At 61.2% G+C, this 20,731-nt stretch carries 20 protein-coding genes and 3 pseudogenes; 11 read left to right on the top strand and 12 right to left on the bottom strand.

The genetic code is table 11. From position 1 onward, the window contains the following. Positions 1-32: 32 nt before the first annotated feature. From MMB49_RS04115 to MMB49_RS04130, 4 genes are all read left to right on the top strand, one after another. Positions 33-296: a cation transporting ATPase C-terminal domain-containing protein gene (locus MMB49_RS04115; protein WP_003817352.1), complete on the top strand. Its 264-nt coding sequence runs from the start codon at positions 33-35 to the stop codon at positions 294-296. 143 nt (positions 297-439) lie between these two features. Then, positions 440-1,423, top strand: a complete 984-nt coding sequence (locus MMB49_RS04120; protein WP_047271916.1) for an ABC transporter ATP-binding protein — start codon at positions 440-442, stop codon at positions 1,421-1,423. A gap of 116 nt (positions 1,424-1,539) precedes the next feature. Beyond that, a complete protein-coding gene (locus MMB49_RS04125) occupies positions 1,540-2,787 on the top strand; it encodes an ABC transporter permease (RefSeq protein ID WP_047271917.1) in 1,248 nt (415 codons plus the stop codon). Further along, positions 2,774-4,213 carry an ABC transporter permease gene (locus MMB49_RS04130; RefSeq protein WP_047271919.1) on the top strand — a complete coding sequence of 480 codons (1,440 nt, stop codon included), beginning with the start codon at positions 2,774-2,776 and terminating at the stop codon, positions 4,211-4,213. The genes MMB49_RS04125 and MMB49_RS04130 overlap by 14 nt, the downstream gene beginning before the upstream one ends. 5 nt (positions 4,214-4,218) lie before the next feature. Here the strand turns inward: MMB49_RS04130 and MMB49_RS04135 are convergent, their stop codons facing one another. From MMB49_RS04135 to MMB49_RS04155, 5 genes are all read right to left on the bottom strand, one after another. Continuing rightward, positions 4,219-5,697, bottom strand: a complete 1,479-nt coding sequence (locus MMB49_RS04135) for an ATP-binding protein (RefSeq protein ID WP_003812813.1) — start codon at positions 5,695-5,697, stop codon at positions 4,219-4,221. 172 nt (positions 5,698-5,869) lie between these two features. Further along, entirely contained in the window at positions 5,870-6,508 is a 639-nt protein-coding gene (locus tag MMB49_RS04140; RefSeq protein WP_320109768.1) for an IS30 family transposase, read from the bottom strand. A gap of 83 nt (positions 6,509-6,591) precedes the next feature. Beyond that, complete coding sequence (gene istB, locus MMB49_RS04145) at positions 6,592-7,371, bottom strand: IS21-like element helper ATPase IstB (protein WP_015439062.1); 780 nt, start codon at positions 7,369-7,371, stop codon at positions 6,592-6,594. Next, positions 7,368-8,867, bottom strand: a complete 1,500-nt coding sequence (gene istA, locus MMB49_RS04150; RefSeq protein ID WP_047271245.1) for an IS21 family transposase — start codon at positions 8,865-8,867, stop codon at positions 7,368-7,370. Before istA ends, istB begins: the two co-directional genes overlap by 4 nt. A gap of 111 nt (positions 8,868-8,978) precedes the next feature. Then, complete coding sequence (locus tag MMB49_RS04155; protein ID WP_229941020.1) at positions 8,979-9,488, bottom strand: helix-turn-helix domain-containing protein; 510 nt, start codon at positions 9,486-9,488, stop codon at positions 8,979-8,981. A gap of 150 nt (positions 9,489-9,638) precedes the next feature. On the opposite strand from MMB49_RS04155, the gene MMB49_RS04160 reads away from it, so the two are divergent. After that, positions 9,639-10,118 carry a hypothetical protein gene (locus MMB49_RS04160; protein WP_003818719.1) on the top strand — a complete coding sequence of 160 codons (480 nt, stop codon included), beginning with the start codon at positions 9,639-9,641 and terminating at the stop codon, positions 10,116-10,118. A 37-nt stretch (positions 10,119-10,155) separates the two neighbouring features. Here the strand turns inward: MMB49_RS04160 and MMB49_RS04165 are convergent, their stop codons facing one another. Both MMB49_RS04165 and MMB49_RS04170 read right to left on the bottom strand, forming a co-directional pair. Continuing rightward, positions 10,156-10,722 (bottom strand): mobilization protein, encoded by a 567-nt coding sequence (locus tag MMB49_RS04165; protein ID WP_101357149.1) that lies wholly within the window; start codon positions 10,720-10,722, stop codon positions 10,156-10,158. A 64-nt stretch (positions 10,723-10,786) separates the two neighbouring features. Further along, positions 10,787-11,314: a MobA/MobL family protein gene (locus MMB49_RS04170; protein ID WP_003818716.1), complete on the bottom strand. Its 528-nt coding sequence runs from the start codon at positions 11,312-11,314 to the stop codon at positions 10,787-10,789. Between MMB49_RS04170 and MMB49_RS04175 the strand changes: the two are divergent. Continuing rightward, positions 11,308-12,582: pseudogene (locus MMB49_RS04175) on the top strand (IS3 family transposase); the annotation flags it as partial. The gene MMB49_RS04170 and the pseudogene MMB49_RS04175 sit on opposite strands and share 7 nt — an antisense overlap. A 14-nt stretch (positions 12,583-12,596) precedes the next feature. Next, positions 12,597-13,037, top strand: a pseudogene (locus MMB49_RS04180) (adenine-specific methyltransferase EcoRI family protein); the annotation flags it as partial. Here the strand turns inward: MMB49_RS04180 and MMB49_RS04185 are convergent. After that, positions 13,019-13,159: a hypothetical protein gene (locus tag MMB49_RS04185; protein ID WP_101357251.1), complete on the bottom strand. Its 141-nt coding sequence runs from the start codon at positions 13,157-13,159 to the stop codon at positions 13,019-13,021. The pseudogene MMB49_RS04180 and the gene MMB49_RS04185 overlap by 19 nt on opposite strands. Positions 13,160-13,390: 231 nt before the next feature. On the opposite strand from MMB49_RS04185, the gene MMB49_RS04190 reads away from it, so the two are divergent. Then, positions 13,391-13,645: a hypothetical protein gene (locus MMB49_RS04190; protein ID WP_013363392.1), complete on the top strand. Its 255-nt coding sequence runs from the start codon at positions 13,391-13,393 to the stop codon at positions 13,643-13,645. Positions 13,646-13,733: 88 nt separating this feature from the next. Here MMB49_RS04190 and MMB49_RS04195 read toward each other — a convergent pair whose 3' ends face one another. Next, on the bottom strand, positions 13,734-14,348 hold the full coding sequence (locus tag MMB49_RS04195) for an isochorismatase family protein (protein WP_013363393.1): 615 nt from the start codon (positions 14,346-14,348) through the stop codon (positions 13,734-13,736). A gap of 107 nt (positions 14,349-14,455) precedes the next feature. After that, positions 14,456-14,737 carry a hypothetical protein gene (locus tag MMB49_RS04200; RefSeq protein WP_047272074.1) on the bottom strand — a complete coding sequence of 94 codons (282 nt, stop codon included), beginning with the start codon at positions 14,735-14,737 and terminating at the stop codon, positions 14,456-14,458. An 864-nt stretch (positions 14,738-15,601) separates the two neighbouring features. Between MMB49_RS04200 and MMB49_RS09645 the strand changes: the two are divergent. Together MMB49_RS09645 and MMB49_RS04210 are read left to right on the top strand one after the other, a co-directional pair. After that, positions 15,602-16,138, top strand: a pseudogene (locus MMB49_RS09645) (SIS domain-containing protein); the annotation flags it as partial. Between the two features lie 38 nt (positions 16,139-16,176). Beyond that, positions 16,177-16,392 carry a hypothetical protein gene (locus MMB49_RS04210; protein ID WP_047272076.1) on the top strand — a complete coding sequence of 72 codons (216 nt, stop codon included), beginning with the start codon at positions 16,177-16,179 and terminating at the stop codon, positions 16,390-16,392. A 96-nt stretch (positions 16,393-16,488) separates the two neighbouring features. Here MMB49_RS04210 and MMB49_RS04215 read toward each other — a convergent pair whose 3' ends face one another. Together MMB49_RS04215 and MMB49_RS04220 are read right to left on the bottom strand one after the other, a co-directional pair. Then, complete coding sequence (locus tag MMB49_RS04215) at positions 16,489-17,844, bottom strand: nucleobase:cation symporter-2 family protein (RefSeq protein WP_047272077.1); 1,356 nt, start codon at positions 17,842-17,844, stop codon at positions 16,489-16,491. A gap of 50 nt (positions 17,845-17,894) precedes the next feature. Next, positions 17,895-18,476: a xanthine phosphoribosyltransferase gene (locus tag MMB49_RS04220; protein ID WP_047272079.1), complete on the bottom strand. Its 582-nt coding sequence runs from the start codon at positions 18,474-18,476 to the stop codon at positions 17,895-17,897. Between the two features lie 189 nt (positions 18,477-18,665). Here MMB49_RS04220 and MMB49_RS04225 point away from each other — a divergent pair, with 189 nt between their 5' ends. Further along, positions 18,666-20,669, top strand: coding sequence for an acyltransferase family protein (locus MMB49_RS04225; RefSeq protein WP_047272082.1), 2,004 nt, complete (start codon positions 18,666-18,668; stop codon positions 20,667-20,669). The last annotated feature ends 62 nt before the right edge of the window (positions 20,670-20,731 follow it).

Genomic DNA, 20,731 nt, shown 5'->3' on the forward strand with positions numbered 1-20,731 from the left:
ACCAGTCTAGCGGTGGAAGGAACTCCACGAACATGCCGATCGTGGTGGATAATCCGCGTGGCGGCTCCCTGACGATGGGTCTGTTCTCCAACCGGACCATCAACATCGGCATCGTGACCGAGATCGTGCTGCTCGTGCTCATCACCGAAGTGCCGGTATTGCAGACCGTGTTCCACACCGCGCCCCTGGGCTGGGACGACTGCGTATACCTGTGCTGCATCCCGTTCGTGATCCTCGGCATAGAGGAACTGCGCAAACTCATCTGGCGGCACTCTTTCCCAACCGAGCGGGTATAGCGTGCTCCGCCCCGCTGGCGGGGGCAAGTGGCGCCGTGAAATGATGACAAATGTCACGGGTGCGCGGCCAAGTCGTGACGTTTGCAGGTGGCGATCGCCGACACTCTCTTGGGATGATGTAATCATCAAAGAAAGGAGCGGCTATGGCAACCGACAACACAGCCCCCGGACGCGATGTGGCACCCGGCGCAGTGCCGGCCGTGCATGTCAGTCAACTGGTCAAACGCTACGGTGACATGGTGGCGCTCGACTATTTCGACCTCGACGTGACGCAAGGCGAGATCTTCGGCCTGCTCGGGCCGAACGGCTCCGGCAAGACCACGGCGATCAACTGCATCCTCGCGCTGCTCACCTACGATTCGGGCACGATTCGCGTATTCGGCCAGCCGATGACGCCGACCTCCTACGCGCTGAAGCGCCGTATCGGCATCGTGCCGCAGAATGTGGCCGTGTTCAACGAACTGACCGTCACCGAAAATATCGACTACTTCTGCTCGCTGTACGTGCCGAAGAAAACTGACCGCGCGCCGCTGGTCGAGGAGTCCATCGAATTCGTCGGACTCCAGGACTTCCGCAAGTTCCGGCCCGGCAAACTGTCCGGCGGTCTGCTGCGACGCCTGAACATCGCCTGCGGCATCGCGCACAAGCCTGACCTGATCTTTTTCGACGAGCCGACCGTGGCCGTCGACCCGCAGAGCCGCAATTCGATTCTGGAAGGCATCCAGCGGCTCAACCAGGCCGGCGCCACAGTGATCTACACCAGCCATTACATGGAGGAGGTCGAGCAGATCTGCGACCGCATCCTCATCATGGATCACGGCCGTCACCTGGCGCTCGGCACCGCCGACGAACTCAAGAACATGATCGACACGGGCGAGCGCATCAACATCGAAACGCTTGACCTGACAGATGCCGCGTTGACTGATGTCCGAGCGCTGCCGTGCGTCATCGAAGCCGTCTATGACGGCAAGGAACTGAACATACGATGCAGGCGGGGCGAGCACAACCTGACCGATGTGCTCGACGCTGTCAAACGCTCCGGCGCCAACATCGGCCACCTGACCAGTCGTCCGCCCACCCTCAACGACGTGTTCCTCGAACTCACCGGCAAGGCACTGAGGGACTGACCATCTTGCCCCTGCTGGCGGGGCTCCCGCGAAGCGAGTGGGGGTGGCCTTGCAACAACCACCCTCAGTCGGCTTCGCCGACAGCTCCCGCCAGCGGGAGCAGGTAAGGAGACATCATGTGGACCACATTTCTGGTCGCATTGAAAGCGAACCTGCGCAATCGTCAGGCACTGTTCTGGATGATTGTGTTTCCGATCGTGTTGGCAACCATGTTCAATGGGTTCTTCGGCGGACTGTCCGAGGGATACGAGCTCAAACCGGTGCCAATGGCCGTCGTCGAAGATAGCCGCTGGCAGCAGGCGGACGGAGCGCGTACGTTTGTGGATGCCTTGTCTGGAGAGACGGCCTCATCGTCGGAGTCTTTGGACGGCACGGCATACGCCGATAGCAATCAGCAATTGCTGACCATCACCGCAGCCGACACCGTGCGGAAAGCCGAACAGCTGCTCGCCGATGGCACAGTCCGCGGCTACCTGACTGCTGACGGCAACGGGCGTTTGGCGATAACCATCAGTCGGGAAACGGTGACCGCGGCCAATGACACCACAGGAAGCGTCGGACTGGATATCAGCCTATCGGCATTGCGCAGCGCCATCGACCTGTACAACCGCACCGACGCCGTCACCCGACAAATTATCGCCGATAATCCACAGGCTGCGCTCAGCCGCAACTTCTGGAATAGCATCGGGCAAAGCGTCGATGTGACTCACGAAACAACGCTCACGCATTTCCAGCCCGATGCCATCGCCAGATACTATTACGCGTTGCTGGCCATGTCCTGCATGATTGCCATGGGGTACTCAATCAGCACGGTCTCCACAGCACAAGCCAACCTGTCCGCATTGGGCATTCGCCGCACCGTGGCGCCATTGAGCCATGCCAGACAGCTTATTGCCGGTTTCCTTGCCTGCTGGTTGTGCGCATCGGTCGCATTGCTTATCGCATTGGCCTATATTCGCTTCATTTGCGACATTTCGTTTGGAGGGCGAGAACCAGTGACGGTGGTCGCGGTAATCATCGCCGCATTCATGACCAGTTCAGCCGGTACTTTGCTCGGCGCGGTACCGAAGCTTTCCTACGACACGAAATACGGTTTGTCGAGCGGAATCGCCTGCACATTGTCGCTGTTCACCGGACTGTACGGCGGCTTCGCCATGCAGATCAGTGACTGGATAGCACGCAACGCGCCCATCCTCGGCACCATCAACCCCGCGCAACAGGTGACGAACCTGTTTTACGACATTTTGTACTACGACAGCTACCAGCCGTTCATCACCACTTGTGCCATTTTGCTGGCGATGAGCGCGGTATTCCTCTTGGCCGGCATCGCAATGCTGAGGAGGCAACGCTATGAACACCTGTAAAGCCACGCTGCGCGTGCTGTTCTCGCACAGGGCCTACCTGTTGATTTACCTCGTGTTCGTGGGCATCATGATGCTGTCTATCAGCTGGTCGATGCTGTCTGGCACATCCGATTCCGCAGCCGCGGCATTCGAGCCGGCCAAAATGCGTGTCGCCGTCATCGATCGAGACTCGGACAGGGGCGGCATCGCGTCATCGATGCGCACATACCTGTCGGATTCCAGCGAACTGGTGAACGTTGACGATGCTAGTGAAACTCTGCAACAAGCCGTCGCCTCGAACTGGGTGGATCTGATCGTCATCATCCCCGATGGTTTCGCCGACGATTTCATTGATGCCGCGGCGACAGGCGAGAATCCACCAAGAGTGGACACGGTCACCAGCTATACGTCCGGCGCAGGCTCGATGGCCCGGATGAACGTCAGCGGGTTCCTTTCACTCACGCGTACGGCACTGATTGGCTCGCATACGACGGTCGATAGTGCGGCGCTCGCAGCTATGGCCGGTATCGACATTGGAGACACTGCGGGTGATTCGTCTGAAGATGGCATGGGCGGGTTTGGTGAATTCTCGAATCAGGACATGCTTGATATGCTGCCGGCCGGTCAGATTGAGAAACCCAGCGTCGGCGATCTGTTCGAGGCATCGAAAGCGGCTGCCGCATCGGCGAGTGACATGGACGCGAACCATAAGGTCGCTGTGATCGACACGGCAAGCGCGGACGCGGAAAGTGCTTCGGACATGGCGGCCAGCAGATTTGGCAACACCATGAGAACCGCGCTGTATCCGCTGTTTTTGGCGATGACCGTCTGCGGGTCAATGATTCTGGGCATATTCACCACCGGGGAAGTTCGCCGTCGTCTCACCGCATCCCCACAACGCATGTCGTCGATGGGACTCCAGCGGTTGCTGACGTTGGGCGGATTCGCGCTCGTCGTATGCGTCGGTTATCTGGTGCTGGCGGTCGGTCTGATGGTCGCGGCAGGACTTGATCCGTTGACATTGAGCGCCGAAGGAGTGCTGATGACGTTCTGCGCAACCTGCGTATATGCGCTGATGACCGTCGCCTGTGGATTCATGCTCAGCGAATTCGGGTTTTCGGAGGCGGCTGCCAACGGATTCGCCAATATCTTCGGCCTGCTCATCATGTTCACGTCGGGCGTCGCATTGCCGGTTGACATGATGCCCGGCGTGATGGTGACCATAGCCAAGTTCCTGCCCGGCTGGTGGTATTGCACCGCGATCGACAACGCGCTCGGCTCCGGCACGGCGGAGGAAACCGGCATAAGCGTCGCCGGCTGGGCCGGCTCGCTGGGATTGGTCGCACTGTTCGGCGTGATGTTCATCTGCATCGGCCTGGCCGCCGGCCGCTTCCGCCGATCCCGTCCCACCCTGGCCGCGCCCGCCACCACGCAGCTGGCCGAGTGAGAAAATCAGCCTTTCAACCGATACCGCTGTACCGAGTCGTCGGCGAACTTGACTCGGGCGACCCGCCCTTCCTTCATCAGCTCGCGCATACCGGATGTGGCGGCCAGCGGCGTCAACTGCAGTTCGCGCATGATCTCCTTGACGCTCATCGCCGAATGCCGCTCCAGTACGGTCATAATCGCCTTGACCACGTCGCCCGGCGAACTGTTCGCCATCGTGCGTTGCTTGGTGATGGTCATCGTGAACGTGTTGATGTCGTTGCGCGTGGTCGCCGGCTCGATGCCGGCCTCTCGCAACGCGGCGGCGATGCGCTGGTAGCCGTCGCCGCCTTCTGGGTTCACAAACCCGCCGCCCGGATACGGCGTGGACTCCAGCAGCGTGAACAGGAACTGGTTTCGGGTGGAGACGAACGGCGCGCCCGTCACCGGATGCGGACTCGCCAGCACATCATGTGTCACCATGCCGTACAGGCCACCCGGATTGGTGATCTCGATGCGATCGGTGAACACGCTGATATGCACCTGCGTGCCGCGCGCATCGGGCGAATAATCACGGTGGGTGAGCGCGTTCGCAATCGCCTCGCGCAACACGAGTGGCGGATAATCGGGCTTCTTCGCGCCAATCCAACGCATCAGCGAGTCGACCGCATCGTCGATCATCACCGGAATCGAACCGACCACCGACTTCGAGGCGACCAATCGTTCGTCGCCCCGGAACACATCGTCCCGGCTCGTCCCCGGAAACACGGCTATCGAAATGCCGAGCCGCGGATAGAACTTCTGCGGATAGCGGCCCAACGCCAGCAGTCCGGCCAAGGTGGGACGCAGTATTCCGCCGACCTCCGACTCGTCGGAATCATCATGGCGCAACACCTGCAGATCCAGCAGCACATCGATGCCGTCCCGGTCGGCGAACACGCGCGGATGCTGTTCGCGCACGCGTGCCAACAATCCGGCAACAAGCTGCGGGTCGAGGTCATCGGTCGTGGCGCCGGGCACGATATCCAGATCGTAGGTGGGCTGCAGATGCTCCTCGATGAGCCGGTCGACCTCATAGGAGGTCATGCGCCGGTCGCCGTCGCCGGTGCGGATGAACGAGCCGCCGTGCGGTCCGAGCGCGGTGGTGAAGCAGGGCTTATCGCGCGGCAGCATTTCGTCGATGCGCGCGAACACCAGATTCGCGCCTTCGAACGGGCAGGTGACGATCACGGGCCGCACCACCGGCGTCATCTTCTCGCACGCCTGGCTCAGCGCCTCCTGCATGGCGCGCGCGTCGAATCCCTCGACCGGCGTGAACCCGTTCTTTTCAGACAGGCCCAGGATGATCCAGCCGCCGGAGCCGTTGGAGAACGCGGACAACGTATCGGTGATGGTCGAGGAGATCTTGCGCTTGCATTCCTTGACCTCGCACTGCTGCGTATCGTTGCCGATCATGCGCATCAGCTCGATCAGCTCGGTCATCTTCGCGGTGTAGTCGTCAACCATGGCGGTCCTCCTTGACACCATTGTCCCGCGGCCGGCTGTCTGCCGAAGCCTCCCGCGCCCACGTCCTCCGTCAATTCATTGAAAATTCACGCGGTCGGGGTGCACATAAGACTGTTGTTTTCATTGGTGCAGTACGAGGTCCTGTTGTCTATTTGTAAGTGCAACGCCTTCGTCAGAGTTGTAAGTCTGGCAGTTCGTCGGCAAACGCCTCGGCGGGTGTGCGGTAGCCGAGCGCTCGCATGGGCCGGTTGTCGGTCTCGTCGACGATCTCCTGGAGTTCCCTCGCCATGCCCGGTTCGATGATCGTGCGTTTGGGCAGGTAACGGCGGATCATGCCGTTGCGGTTCTCGTTGCCGCCCCGCTGCCAGCTGGAATAGGGGTCGGCGAAGTACGTGGCCATGCCCGGCTCGTCGCGCAGCCGCGCGTGGCGGGCGAACCCGGTGGCGTTGTCGTGCGTGACGCTGAGCCTGGCGGCCGCCGGCAGCGGGGCGAACATCGCCAGCCGCGCCCCGACGCTCCGCTCGGCGGTCTTGTCGGGGATAACACGGGCCATGAGGAAGCGGGTCCTCCTTTCGACCTCGGTGTGCAGGTTGCATCCCATGCCGATGACGCTGTCGGCCTCCCAATGGCCGAACCCGCTGCGGTCGTCCGCCTCCGGCGGACGCTCGGCGATGGAGACCCTTCCGGGGATAGGGAACCTCGACACCCGACGGCCCGCATGCTTGCGCGGCCGCCGGTGGCCGCGCGGCAGGCATCGGGCCCGGCGTTCGCGGCGCGGCTTGCTGTGTTTTGTCAAGTTGTTATAGGCCAGTGTGGCGTGAGTTTTCCTTCCGAAAAAGCGGTAGGTTTTAGTCCAGTTCGGAACTGGCCTGTCATTGCTCGTGTTTTATTGTTTCATTGCATAAGAGCATGAGTCCTGCGATAGGACTCGCCCTCGAACCTGAGCATCCTGCCGTGATGCACGGTCCGGTCGATGATCGCCGCGGCCATGTTCGGATCCCCGAACACCCGGCCCCACCCGCTGAACTCGATGTTCGTGGTGTAAACGATGGATTGCATCTCGTACGCGTTGGTGATGACCTGGAACAACAACCGGCTGCCTTCCTCGTCGATCGGCACGTAGCCCAACTCGTCGATGATCAACAGGCGGGCCTTGCCGATGGACGCGATTTCCCTGTCGAGTTTGCCTTCCGTGCTGGCGTGCAACAAGCGCATGACCAGGCCAGCGGCGGTGAAGAACCGTACCGTCATGCCTTCCAGGCAGGCCTTCCTTCCCAACGCCATCGCCAGATGGGTTTTGCCCGTGCCGGGAGGTCCGAACATGACCACATCCTCCGGACGGCTCGCGAACTCCAATGATTCAAGCGACCGCCTGCCCCAATCCACCGGAAAACGAATGTTCTCCCAGTCATAGCCGTCCAATGTCTTGACGGCCGGGAAACCGGCCTGCTTGAGCAGCCGGGATCGTTTCGATCGTTCCCTGGACTCGATCTCCGCGTTCATCCATTGGTCCATGAACTCCATTTGCGACGGGGTCGCGGTTTCGAGCTGGTCGGCGAGCACTTGCCTGGTCAACGGCAGTCGGCGCGCCAATCGCATGATCGTTTCCATTTTCCTGTTCGTGGACGCGCGGCGTCGGGTGGCGTCCGGCGCGGGGTTCTGGATCCGGCTCATCGGTCCTTCCCTCCTTCCCGCTCCTTGAGCGTATCGCCATCGCCTGTTTTCATGAAGTCGTCGTACACGCTCAGGTCGGGCGCGGGAACATCGGCCGGCGCCTCGCCGGACGCTATCCGTCTGGCCATGATGCTCAGGGCTGCCTCGTCGATCGGTCTGCCCTGGCCGATGATGTGTTCCGCGGCTTTGCAGGCCACGTCGAAACCGCAAGCGGCACCCACGCGCTCCAACAAGCGGAACGTGGCCTTGCGCCGGGCGGAGTCCTGCGCGTCGATCAGGGTTCTCAGGCCCTCGGGAAAATCACCGCGCACGGGTGATTCGCCCCACGCGCGTGGCTTGCGCGCCAATGCCGGCAGCAGCGACGACGGGCTACGCACCGTACCGGCCTGCTCGCCATAAGCCCTGGGCAGCGAGGCCACCTTGCGGCCGTCGCGGGTACGGATCTCCACGTCGAACGCGCGCAATCCCACCAATAGCGGCCAGCTACGCCAGGCCGGGCCCGCGAGGTAACGATACGAACCGACCTGTATGACACCTTCCTTGTCGGCGCGCCGTTCCTGCCAATCGACCGCGTCGAAGCGCACGCGCGGCAATGGCCGCATGCCCGCCCGGTCCTCTTCGAACAAGTCGTTCACGCTTTCATCAGCCCGGTAATGCTTGTCGTTGCCGAGTTCGTCACACCGCGACAGCAGATGCTTGCTTAACTGCGCATAGGACTCGACGTTCAACAACGGGACCATGAGGTTGCGGCGCAGGAACCCGACCGCGTTCTCCACGCTGCCTTTCTCCCAACCGCTCCTGGGATTGCAGAACCTGGCCTCGATCCGGTAATGCTCCAGGAACAACTGGAAGAGCCCGACGATCGTGATCTTGTCCCAAGCGGTCCGGTGCGCGGCCCCTGTGGCGTTATCCATCACCAACACCATCGGAACCAGGCCGATATGCTCGAAGATCTCGACCAATCCCTCGCACACGCATTGCGCGTTCTCGCCAGGCAACGCGACCACGTAACGCTTGTTCGAATACGGAAACGACGCCACCAGGCAATGCACCTTGGTTTTCACGCCCGCCAGCACCACCACGGCCTCGCCGAAATCGACCTGCATGACCCCGGGCCGCCATTCCAGCTCCATGAACCCGTCACAGGCGGGACGATGTTCTTGACGCCATTGCTTCACGTAACGCTGCACCGCGGAATACGAGCCGGTGAACCCTTTCTCCGTGACGAGTCTGTCGTACACGCGTTTGGCGGTATGGCGCTGCTTGCGGGGCATGAACCGGTCCGCTTGCAACCACTCGTCGATCACGGGCGTGAACCCGTCGAGTTTCCTCGGCCGCGTGGTCGATGGTTTGGGTTTGGGCGAGCAATCCTCCATCAAGGCGTATTTCCTGACCGTGTCCCTGGACACGTTCAAATCACGGGCGATGGCTCGCCATGGCGTTCCCTGCTGGTCAAGGAGCCTGATACGTTGTTGAACCGACACCGGTATGGTCATTCCTTTCCTTTCCCGAGAACCGTCAATGGTTGTTTTTTCAACTCGGGAAACTAATCGATAACGACAGACCGGTGTCACTTGTTTTCCATCAACGATGAAATGGACTAATTCCTACCGCTCTTTCGGACTAAAAACCAAACGCTCAACCGGTCTTAAAACCATTGAACATAAACACTTGCTGGAATAGATCCATCGGTAGACGGTCTCCGGGCACACGCGCATGGCATCGTCGCCGGGGAACAGGACGCGCAGCCTGCCGCTGACGGGCGGCGGCGACCAGCCGCAGCCCAGCTTCTCCGCCACCCACGCCCACAGCCGGTCAGGCGACAGGCGATGCGGCTTGCGCGCTTTGGCGCGCCTCCGGGCGGCCTTGCGCCGGGCCGGCCCGGCGATGTAATAGCGGCTCGTCCAAGGCCCGGTCTTGAGCCGCCTGGGCCGATAGGGACGGTAGGATTCGCTCTCGTTGGACGGGAACCACGTGTTGCGTTTGATCTCACGGCTGACGGTGGACGGGCTGCGCCCGATCATCGCGCCGATCGCCCGTATGCCGGTCCCGTTGCCGATCTCGATCTGGATGACCTGGCGTTCCTCTTCCGACAGGTGCGAATATACTTCCCCCATAGGTGCAACATCCCTTCCGGACTGGTTTTCTAGACAATCTCCAATCTAACGGGGTGTTGCACTTTCATTTAGACAACGGGGCGGTTGTCAAGCAACCGGTAGGGGAGCTACAATTATCTTGTAGCGTTGATCGATTCCAAGGAGGGAATTATGAGCTATATGAAAAAGATTGCTTCAACGCTCGCGGCGGCAGTCGCGTCCGTTGCTTTTGCCCTTGTTCCAAGCGTTGCACTGGCCAACGGCACCGATAGCGTTCCCTATGAGGCGAACGCCACCGTTGTCGTTGCCCCCAACGCTCCTGAAGGGTCAGAGTTGATCTTTGACCTTGAGACGAAGACGTTCACTGACATTGTTCTCCCGAACGGACGCACGCTTAAGCCAAGCCGTGGTTGCACCAACAATACTTCCGCTTGCTGGGCAGGCGGCGGAGCGCTCGGCGACATGGAGTTTACGGGTACTGGCGCGGTTAATGGCAATTGGCCCAGCCGGAGCAGCTTCTACTCCAATAACAAGTCAGCGGACATCGGTTTCACCTGGAAAGGAGAACGGGTGTACGTAAGCCAGATTGCTGCAAACCGCAAATTCACGCCAAACGGTTCTGTCGACGGCTTCTACGTCACCCGTTACTAAAACCTATGGGAGAGCACATCCTTTCCCTACAACACCTTTAGACGGAGGGCCGGTGTCTTCGGGCACCGGCCCTCCGCGTTCCTAGCGGCTGTGCCGGTGATGTGGCTGCGGAATCGGTTCGTGTGTTGTCTTTGCTTTTTCGATGTTTCTCAGCCAGTCTTTGTTTGATTCGTTCGTTGAAGCGGCTGCGGTTGAGTCTGCGCACGCGATCCTCGTAGGGTTTACGCATGTGGTCGAGCGTGGCCTTGGATGCGTTGGTGCGGAAGGCGTTGGCCTCGGCGTAGGTAGCCGGGATGGTCGTGTTCTCAAGCCACGGCGCCGTTTGCTTCAGAAGCTGGGATTGCTCGGCGGCGGTCCTCTCGGCCGCGTGTCGGAGCCATCCGCGCGTGAACGGGTTCGCGTGCTCGGCCTTTTCGCTGGCCTCGCGCGCCACGTCGATGATCCGTTGCACGTCCCTGACTTCCCGTGGAGGCTCGGTCTTCCACCATTCGGTGAGGTCGGCGAGCTCACGCCTGGCCTCGTCCAGTTCGTCCACCGGTTCCGGCTCGGGACGCCGCGGTTCGCGTCCGATCTCCCGCGGCACGGGATCAGGCTTGGATTCCAAGCTCCTGCCGGACGTGCTCCTGGGGGGGGCGTGGGCGCTTCGACCAGTTGCCGGCCACGCGACGCTATGGGCTGGCGATCGAACACAGTGATTCCCGGAACCGGCTCATCGCCGTGTCGAGTTCCTTCCTGGCCTGCTCCTTGAATTGTCCGAGCAGGCCGGTCGGGTCGCCCATCTGTTTGCGGATGGCCGTCAGGTACCGGTTGGCCGTGGCGATGCGCCGGTTGATCGCATTGAGTATGCTGTGCCCACATCGTTTGGTGATCTCGCGGCTGGCGTGGCCCTCGTGGATGGTGGGGATACGTTCGATGCCCTGCGCCTCAAGGCTGCGGTGGTCGATGCGCACGCCCTCGGGCAGCATGAGGTTGCACTGTTTGGCCCAGTCGGCGCGCAGCCGTTCGAGGAATTCCGTGGAGTCCAAGGGGTTGTTCGACACGTCCACGCACTTCCAGACCTTACGGTTCTTGGCCCCGGTCTTCTGCTCGCCGGTGGCGGGGTCTATGACCGGTATCCGCTCGCCGTTCTGGTGATATGAACTGATTTTTGTTCCGTATTTCCTCTGACTCGATGGGAGATGATGGAACCATGGCAAAGGGCACTCGATATACGCCGGAGTTCAGGGCGAAGGCGGTCAGGCTGCTGGCGGAATCGCGTTCCTCGTATTCGTCGGAGACGAACGCGATCTCCGCGGTGGCGAAGGATCTGGGGATAGCGCCGGAATCGCTGCGGCGTTGGCGCAACCAGTCGGACGCGACGGTCGCGGAGGAGACGAGGCAGTCGGCCGAGGACGCGATGGCGGAGCTGAAGAAGCTGCGGGCCGAGAACGCGCAATTGCGTCGGGCGAACGAGATCTTGACGACGGCGTCGGCTTTTTTCGCGGCCAGGCTCGACCCGACACGGCGTTGATGGCCGCGTACATCGACGAGCACAGAAGCCGTTTCAGGGTCGGGCCGATCTGCAGGGGCCTTTCCGAATCGTTGGACTGCGGGTTTCTCACGCCGCGCGGCTACCGCATGTTCAGAACACGTCCCGTCAGCCGCATGCGGGCGAGGCATGAGGCGCTGGCCCGCGACATCCTCCAGATCCACTCGGATCTCTTCACGGCCGTGTACGGCTGCGGGAAGATGCACGCGCAGCTGGTCGCCCAGGGCCGGGATCCCACGGAGGTCGGCCGCGACCGGGTGATGAACATCATGCGCGGGCTTGGCATCCGGGGCGTGCGCCGCGGCAAAACCCCGGTGACGACGAAACCCGCCAAGGGCACGGGCTGCAGGCCGGATCTGGTGGACAGGAGGTTCGAGGCTTGTGCGCCGAACCGCCTGCACGTGGCCGACATCACCTACGTGCGCATGGCCAACGGCTCGTTCGGCTGCACGGCGTTCGCCGACGGCGTGTACGCCCGTCGGATCGTGGGATGGGCGTGCGCCATGACCATGAACACGCAGGAGCTGCCGTTGCAGGCGTTGGAGCAGGCGATCTCACGGGCCGCGTCCCGCGGCGGCACGGATGGTCTTATCCACCACAGCGACCATGGCACGCAGTACATCAGCACGGTGTACGCCACCGGGGTTATGGAATATGGGATGCTGCCGTCGACCGGCACCGTCGGCGACCCGTACGACAACGCCATGGCGAAAGCGCCGACGGCGCGTACAAGACCGAGCTGGTATGGCGGCGCAGACCCTTCGCGGATCTGAAGGACCTGGAATTGGCGACGTTCCGGTGGGTCTCGTGGTGGAACTCGAAGCGCCTGCACCAGTCCCTGGGCTACAGGACACCCGAAGCGGTGGAAACTGAGTATCATCAACATCAAGCGGCACAAGCCGCCCCACTATAAGGACGGAACAAAAATCAGGCCACTTCACATTGCATGCCTTGAGGGTAATGGGGACTTCCGCTCACCCGAGTGCGTGGAGTTGCTGGACGAAGCGGACATCGTGGTCACTAACCCACCGTTTAGCCTCTTCCGTGAGTACATTGCTCAACTCATGGAGCATGATAAGAAGTTCGTCGTCATCGGCAATCAGAACGCTGTTACCTATAAGGAAGTGTTCCCACTCATCAAAGAGAACCGAATCTGGCTTGGCTGCTACTCGGGGAACATGGAGTTTCGGGTGCCGGGCGATTATGAGGCTCACAGCGAGAATGACAAGTGATTCTGGACGGACGAATCGGGGCAGAACTGGCGAAGCATCGGCACTGCCTCGTGGTTCACGAATCTGGACATCAGAAAACGTCACGACGAACTTATCCTCGTGAAACGCTATAAGCCCGAGGATTACCCCAAGTACGACAATTACGACGCAATCAACGTGATTTGCCTGATGGAGGAATCACGGCGGCTGCGGGAAGCCCGTTCGTATTCCAGCAAGTCTGTCAGGCGGATTCTGCGATGACGTGATGGGCGGGAAAAAGGAATGAGTCCTTTATCTAACATTCTGACCAGCGTCTGTCGCGATACTCCCAGTGTGCGCGGCTTGTTCCGTCGTGAGTTCCTGTTCCGTGGCGCTGATCGTCACGCTCTTCCCCTCGGAGAGCATATGGCCGTCTGTTGAACCGCATCGCGAAGTTGCTTCGGCAGCGCCAATGAGTAGCGTTCTTCCAGCTTGGCTTGATACATTGCGTACGTGACCATAAGGCCACAACGGCCAAATGAATCGGGAACATCATGAGTGATTACAACGAACACATACCGGACGGCGCCGGCGACAACGGCGACGCCGACGAGCTGGTGTACCAATCCGAGGGCTGCGGCAAGGCCGCGCATTGCCCACTGAAACGACTCGGCAAGGGCGACACCGCGGTCAACATCATCGGTGTGGCCGTCTCGGCCGTCATCGTCGCGGCGAGCATCTACGCGCAATACGCGCTGACCAAATGGGCCGTCAAATCCGCGCTCAAGGAAACACGACCGCACGATTGATCCGGTGATACCACTACACCGACTTGCCGTTGACATGCGCCCCGTCGTGTGGCCTCCCTTTCATACCGGGAGGCCACACGACGAAAGCTCAGCGAGCCTCCGCCAATATGATGCCGGCATCGGCCATCTGTTTGCGGGCCGCGACACCCAACTCCTCGCTGACCGGAACGGTCAGATCCTCGAACACGGTGACATCGAAGCCGAGACGTTTCGCGTCAAGCGCGGTGTCCTTGACGCAATGCGATTCGGCGATGCCCACCACATCCACCTGCGTGACGCCTGCGGCCTTCAGCGCATTGGCCAGCGTCTTGCCGGCGGACTGTTCGGCCGTGACCTCCTCGCGCGTCTGGATACGGTCGGTATTGTCTTCGATGCCTTCAAAACCGGAGTATGCCGCCGAATACTGGCCCTTCTTGAAATGATGGGCGATGCCCAGAACCGCGATGGCCGGATGAAGCTCGGCGTTCGGCGTGCCCGCCGCGCCATGCTTGGGCCACGTATCCACGAAATCCGGATTGCCCGACCAGTGTGCGCCCGGCTCGATATGCCAATCCTGCGTGGTGGCGGTATACGCATACTCGCCGCGATGCGCGTTCACATAGTCGGCGATCCTCCCGGCGACCGCGTTGCCGCCTTCGACCCCCAGCTCGCCGCCTTCGCAGAATGTCGGCTGCACATCCACTACAATCAGCGCCTTGGCCATGTCATGCTCCCATCATCGTTCGATTCGACTGACGTTTCCCATCATAAGCGACCGATGCCAACCGCATAAGCCCCTATAAACGGCGCGCCCGACAGCCGGATCGGGACTCATCGGGGCAGCTCATTGTCATCGTATCGGGGCACGGCGGTTCTGGTTTCCGCCTCCGCCTTCGACTTGCTCTTGGCGTACATCAGCTGACATGCCCAGACGACGGCGAGCACAACGGAAAATGCGAGTCCCGATACCACGTCACCGTATTTGACAGCGGTGAATATCGGCATGGCGACGGCCGCGACGATGCAGAAGGGCAACGCGATCCATGTCCTGCGCAGTTTGGCCCGGTAACTCGAATCCCAATAGCCGAACGGACGGCTGCCCCTGTTTTCCATAAGCGTTCCTCCGGTCATCACGAATCTGCGATTGCGTCGATGCCTACGATGATACGGCACCCGGCGAATCGTTATCTTTCTACCGTCGCTGCCGAAGTCGGCTGATCATTCCATCGCTAAGCTGTAATGATGGGATTCAATCGGTAATAGGCCGATATGGAATCTTTGCTGATGATTGCATTGCACGGGGCAGTATTGGGCATACCATTTCGAGCGTTGAGCCACGGTGATTCACTGTGGGTACGCGCACTAAGCTGGTTCCCGGTTTGCCCTCCCAGAGCCGTACATACATCATTGATGATGCTCCGCTCTGCGTCATCCAACGCGATATATTGATTCTTTCCCTGTAGAACGATTGAATGATGCGCTTCGCCGATATGACGATGTGGAACGGCGCATCGAGGATATTTCAGCAAAGTCGGGTTATGGAAGCGATCTCATATATGACAATGCCGTGCTGGTGTATGCCCGGAATGCTGAACAGCTTGAGACGGCTTATATCCGTACTTGTCCTACATGGCGGATTGCGATGTTGGCGGCTTGGTGGCGTCTGGGCTAAGCTGTGAGACCATGTGCGGAATCGTCGGATATGCAGGTAATGTTTCGGCCACGTGCGGCAAGCCCCCTCAGGTGTGTCTTCAGGGATTGCAACGCCTGGAATACCGCGGGTACGACTCTGCGGGAGTGGCGCTCGTCGCTTCGGGCATGGGGCATGCAGTGGTGCACAAGAAGGCCGGAAGGCTCGCCAATCTCGTCGAAAGCGTGGAACGTAACCCGATGCCGCCCGCGACGGCCGCCATCGGACACACCCGCTGGGCCACGAACGGGGCGCCCTCCGACGTGAACGCCCATCCCCACCCCCTGCGTACGCTGGTCGTGGCGATATCGCAGTCCGGAGAGACTATGGACACGCTGATGGCCCTGCGCCACGTGCGCGAGCAGGGATCCATGGTGCTGTCGATCTGCAACACGCAGGTGGCGTCGATACCGCGCGAATCCGATGCCATCAGATCATCGACTCGCTCAAGGGCATGCCGGCCAAGATCCAATGGGTGCTCGACACGCAGGCAGGCACGGTCCGATAGCGCTGGTCGATGAGGGAGAGCTGGTGGTGTTCATCATGCCGCCCGAGCGCGGCCGTGACGTGCTGCACGCCAAGGTGCGGTCCGGCATCGAGGAGGTCAAGAGCAGAGGCGCGTTCATCATCGCCGTCGCCGAACAGGGCGCCGGGATGATGAACGTTATGTGGATGTCGTGTTCCGGCGTCCCGAATGCCCGACGTTGATGAGCCCGCTCGTCGACGTGGTCCCATTGCAGCTGTTCGACATGGATATGGCCGAGATCAAGGGGTATGACGTGGACAAGCCGCGCAATCTCGCCAAATCCGTCACGATTGAGTGACGCGATGGCGAAGGACGAGAGATGGCGAAGGACGAGAGATGACGAACAACAAAGACAAGTGGCTGCGCGCATTGCAGGCCAAAGGGATCCGCACGCCGCAGGATGAGGTCGGGCGGGCCGGCAGGCACCGTCATGACGACCCGGAGGCAAACCCGCCGAAAGATCGGGCCGGTTTTCGCCCGGTGAGGGGAAGATCCGCCAAACCGTTCAAGGCGACCGGTCACAAGGGCGGAATCAGCCGGCAGGGTGCATGACGCGGATTATTTCGGCGAGGTCGTGATTTGATTGCCAATGACCATCTCCAGTCGCTTCGCGACTGGAGATGGCAGATGCTCTGCAGCTTAGATTTTTTAGTCCTCGTTCTTGGCGGGGGCGGAGAGGAATCGTTCTTCGCCGGGCAGCACAGCGTTGAGGATCACGGCCACCACGAAAGCCACGGCGATGCAGTTCGAGGCAAAGATCTGGCGGAACAGGGCCGGGAACTGCGCGAAGATGTCGCTCACCTGCGTGAAGCCGATGCCGATGGTCAGGCTCAACGCGGCGATGGTGATGTTGCGCTGGGTGAAGCCGGCTTCGGCGATCATCTGGAATCCGGAAAGAATGATGTTGCCGAACATCATGATCGTGCAGCCGCCGAGCACCGCTTGCGGCAGCGAGTTGAACGCCTCCGCCACGGCAGGCACGAAGCTCGCCAGAATCAGGATCAGTCCGCCGGACAGGATCACCTTGCGGTTGACGACCTTCGTCATCGCCACCAGTCCGATGTTCTGGGCGAAACTGGTCAGCGGCAGGCATCCGAACAGTCCGGAGACCGAGGAGATCAGGCCGTCGCCGGCGATCGCTCCGGCCGTCTCACGCTCGGTCGGCGTACGGTTCAGACCCACCTTGGTCAGTGCGGCGGTGTCTCCCAGAACCTCGACGGACGAGACCACGTACAGCAGTCCGATGGAGATGATCGCGCCCCAATCGAACTCGGGCTTGAACGGCATGAACTGCGGCAGCGAAACGACGGAAAGCTCCTGGAACCCGGAAAAATCGACCTTGCCCATGCAAATCGCCACCGCATAGCCGACCACCAGGCCGAACAGCACGGACAGCTGTTTGGCGGTGCCCTTCATCAGCAATTGGAACGCCAGACAGGCGACCAGCGAAATGAGACCCAGCGTCAGGTTCTGCCAGGATCCGAAGTCCGCGGCGGACGCGTCACCGCCGCCGAAACTCGTGGCGCCCACGGTCAGCAGCGAGAAGCCGATGGACGTCACCACGATGGCGGAGACGATCGGAGGCACGAAACGGCGCCAGTACCGGGCGGTCAGGCCCAGCACCAGCTCAAGCAGACCGCCGACGATCACCGCGCCGACCACGGCTCCGTAACCCTTGTCGGCGCAGATCGCGGCCGCGGCGGCCACATAGGTGAACGAGATGCCCGTCACCATCGGCAGCCGCGAGCCGATCAGCCACGCGCCATACAACTGCAGGCAGGTGCCGAGACCCGCCACCAGCAGACCCGACTGAATCACGGCCGCCGATTGCGCGGGCGTCATCTTCGCCGCGTTGGCGACGATGAATATCGGGGCTAGATTGGCGACGAACATCGCCATCACATGCTGCAGGCCGAACGGAATGCCCTTCCAGAACGACACGGGCGCGTCCAGCGAGGACAGCGCCTCGAACGATACGGAATTCTTCGTTTTCTTCTGCGACATGGTTTCCTTTTCTCTCCTCTGCTCTACCGTTGCTCTCTGCTGTTCCGGACTCAGTCCCTGAACGTGATCTCGCCGGTCTCGGGATTCATGGACTCGACGATGGACAGCGAATCCACGTCATAGCCCTGCGCGCGCAGTTCGTCACCGCCGCCCTGGAACCCCTTCTCGACCGCGATGCCGATTCCCTCGACACTCGCCCCCGCCGCATGGCACAGCTCGATGAGCCCATGCAACGCCTTGCCGTTCGCCAGGAAATCATCGATGAGCAGCACGTGGTCGTCGGCGTCCAAATATTTCTTGGACACGATGACGGGAAACTCCTTGCGCTTGGTGAACGAGTACACCGTGGTGGTGTACTGGTCGCCGTCGAGGTTGATGGACTGGGCCTTCTTGGCGAACACCACCGGAACATCGCCGAAGTGGCGCGCGGCGCAACAGGCGATGCCAATGCCCGACGCCTCGATGGTCAGGATCTTGGTGATGGTCTTGCCGGCGAAATGCCGGGCCCACTCCTGCCCCATATGGTCGAACAGACGCACGTCGCACTGATGGTTCAAGAACGCGTCCACCTTGAGCACGTCACCGGTCTTGACCGTTCCATCACGCCGAATGCGCTCTTCCAGCTCCTTCATAAGTCCCCTTTGCCTGTACCGTCAATGAATAGGACAGAGGGACAGCATACGCCATGCAGATGACCGCGGCGACCTGTATGAATCCGCCACGAGTCCTTGACGAACACTTTGTGATTCCAAAATGTTTTTGGGAGGGGGATGCTCTAGCATAACCTCGACGGAACGGGAAGTCGTGTAAGGAGTATCAGCATGCGCAATGACCGCTATGAGAGCCTGGACGGTATCAAGGGATTCGCCCTGATCGGCATCATCTGGTATCACCTGTCGCAACGCTCGCTGCCCGGCGGTTTCATTGGCGTGGACGTGTTCTTCACCGTATCCGGCTTCCTGCTCGCCCTGAGCGTCCTTCGTGAGATCGACCGTACCGGCAGACTGCGTCTTGGCAATTTCTATCTGCGCAGGTTGTCTCGACTGTGGCCGGCGATGGCGTTCATGATCGCCGGCTCGGTGTCGCTCGGCCTGTTCGTCAACCATGACATTCTGGTGGGGGTGCCGGGCAAAAGCGTCTCCGCGCTGACATTCACGTCGAATTGGGGGGAGATCTTCTCCGGAGACAGCTATTTCGCGGCGACGTCGCCGCAATTGCTGCGGCACTTATGGTTCGTGGCGCTGCTGGCCCAAGCGACGCTGGTGCTGCCGCTTTTGACGGCCGTGCTGCACAGAATCGGCTCCACGTTCGTGCAGGCGTTGGTGCCGGTGCTGCTCGCCGCGCTGTCCGCGTGTGGAATGTGGGTGCTGTACAACCCGTCCGCCGACCCCACACGCGTGTATTTCGGCACGGACACGCACTGTTTTGGCATGCTGTTGGGTGTCGCGCTGGCGTTCGTCGTGCGGCACAGCGAGGAGTCTGACGCCGAGCCGCGCCGCCTGTTCACCATGGTTATGCCCTGGCTGGCCACTGGCGCACTGGTCGTGTTGATCATGATGATGCCGCGCGTCGGGCAGGATGCGTCAGCGTTCCGCGGCGGTCTGATTCTGGCCTCTGTGCTCACCGTAGTGCTGATCGGCGGCAGCATTTCCAAGGATTCATGGATGATCGGCCTGTTCGGCTGGCGTCCGCTCGCGCTGCTGGGCAAATACTCGTATGGCATGTACCTGTGGCATTGGCCGTTGTACCTGCTGCTGCAGCTCATGCTTCCCGGTTACCGTGGCAGCGGATTGTGGGTGGTCCAGGCGCTCACGTTGCTGCTGAGCCTCGTGATGACCGCGGTGTCATGGTGGATGGTGGAGAATCCGGTCGCGGAATGGATCAAGTCCAAGCGCGACAAGTCGGCTCCCCGCCGCACGGTGGCGCAACGTTCGGCTCCGCGACGGGTCGGCAGCGCGCGGGCACGTGGCGTGTATGGGACGCACCTCAACAACGTCGAGTTCACTCAGCCGTACTCTCAGGCTGCGCCCCTGCCCTCGCCGCAAGACGCGCCGGTCGTCGCATCCCGCAGCTCCCGTACCGCGAAGACGATGCGCATGGTCGTCACCGTGTCGGTTGTGGTACTGATCGTCATCGGGTTCTTCATGGGTGTGGCCCAGGCCCCGGCGAAGACGCAGACACAGATCATGCTGGAGAAGAACCAGAGCGCGCTCGCCAAGAAGGAACGTCAGCGCAAGATGGACGCCAAGGCCGCGGCCGAGGCGAAGAAACGCGCCGAGGAGGAGCGCAAGCGCCGCGAGGAGGCCAAGGCAGCCATCGAGAAGACCCTGAACGGCGAGGACGTCTCCGTGATCGGCGACTCCGTCACCGTGGGCGCGTCGGCGGCATTGCAGAAGTCACTGCCCGGCATCGCCGTGGACGCCCAGGTGTCGCGGTCCATCCTGACCGCGCCCGGTATCGTCGCGCAGATGAAGGCGGAAGGCCGTCTGCGCAAGTACGTGGTGATCTCGCTGAACACGAACAGCGCGACCACGGTCGGCGAATACGAGCGGATTGCGGCCGCGGCGGGTGATGGGCATGTGCTGGTCATCATCAATGCGTATGGCGACCGCGAGTGGATTCCCGTGGCCAATCAGGCGGCCTCCGACTACGTGCGCAAGCATCCCACCGATTCGATTCTGGTCGACTGGAACAGTGCTATCGCGGCACACACCGATTGGCTCGGACCGGACGGCATCCACCCGCAGGCCGGACAAGGCGAAGACCTGTATGCCTCCGGTCTGAGGAACGCGTTGGCGGAATGGGAGGTCGCCCATATCGAGTGACACTGACCGAACCATGTGGTAAACAGGAAAGCCGAATCATCGTCAACCGTCAGGGGGAGCAG

This window comes from Bifidobacterium sp. SKU (assembly GCF_026016405.1).
Taxonomy (GTDB): domain Bacteria; phylum Actinomycetota; class Actinomycetes; order Actinomycetales; family Bifidobacteriaceae; genus Bifidobacterium; species Bifidobacterium bifidum.

What these genes read in the sequence shown, in the direction of transcription:
- MMB49_RS04120 (WP_047271916.1), top strand. Translation starts at nt 440, where the DNA reads ATGGCAACCGACAACACAGCCCCCGGACGCGATGTGGCACCCGGCGCA.
- MMB49_RS04160 (WP_003818719.1), top strand. Translation starts at nt 9,639, where the DNA reads ATGAGCTATATGAAAAAGATTGCTTCAACGCTCGCGGCGGCAGTCGCG.
- MMB49_RS04200 (WP_047272074.1), bottom strand. Translation starts at nt 14,737, where the DNA reads ATGGAAAACAGGGGCAGCCGTCCGTTCGGCTATTGGGATTCGAGTTAC.
- MMB49_RS04135 (WP_003812813.1), bottom strand. Translation starts at nt 5,697, where the DNA reads ATGGTTGACGACTACACCGCGAAGATGACCGAGCTGATCGAGCTGATG.
- MMB49_RS04215 (WP_047272077.1), bottom strand. Translation starts at nt 17,844, where the DNA reads ATGTCGCAGAAGAAAACGAAGAATTCCGTATCGTTCGAGGCGCTGTCC.
- MMB49_RS04195 (WP_013363393.1), bottom strand. Translation starts at nt 14,348, where the DNA reads ATGGCCAAGGCGCTGATTGTAGTGGATGTGCAGCCGACATTCTGCGAA.
- MMB49_RS04185 (WP_101357251.1), bottom strand. Translation starts at nt 13,159, where the DNA reads ATGTTAGATAAAGGACTCATTCCTTTTTCCCGCCCATCACGTCATCGC.
- MMB49_RS04125 (WP_047271917.1), top strand. Translation starts at nt 1,540, where the DNA reads ATGTGGACCACATTTCTGGTCGCATTGAAAGCGAACCTGCGCAATCGT.
- MMB49_RS04220 (WP_047272079.1), bottom strand. Translation starts at nt 18,476, where the DNA reads ATGAAGGAGCTGGAAGAGCGCATTCGGCGTGATGGAACGGTCAAGACC.
- istB (WP_015439062.1), bottom strand. Translation starts at nt 7,371, where the DNA reads ATGAGCCGGATCCAGAACCCCGCGCCGGACGCCACCCGACGCCGCGCG.
- MMB49_RS04115 (WP_003817352.1), top strand. Translation starts at nt 33, where the DNA reads ATGCCGATCGTGGTGGATAATCCGCGTGGCGGCTCCCTGACGATGGGT.
- MMB49_RS04210 (WP_047272076.1), top strand. Translation starts at nt 16,177, where the DNA reads ATGACGAACAACAAAGACAAGTGGCTGCGCGCATTGCAGGCCAAAGGG.
- MMB49_RS04225 (WP_047272082.1), top strand. Translation starts at nt 18,666, where the DNA reads ATGCGCAATGACCGCTATGAGAGCCTGGACGGTATCAAGGGATTCGCC.
- MMB49_RS04130 (WP_047271919.1), top strand. Translation starts at nt 2,774, where the DNA reads ATGAACACCTGTAAAGCCACGCTGCGCGTGCTGTTCTCGCACAGGGCC.
- MMB49_RS04155 (WP_229941020.1), bottom strand. Translation starts at nt 9,488, where the DNA reads ATGGGGGAAGTATATTCGCACCTGTCGGAAGAGGAACGCCAGGTCATC.
- istA (WP_047271245.1), bottom strand. Translation starts at nt 8,867, where the DNA reads ATGACCATACCGGTGTCGGTTCAACAACGTATCAGGCTCCTTGACCAG.
- MMB49_RS04190 (WP_013363392.1), top strand. Translation starts at nt 13,391, where the DNA reads ATGAGTGATTACAACGAACACATACCGGACGGCGCCGGCGACAACGGC.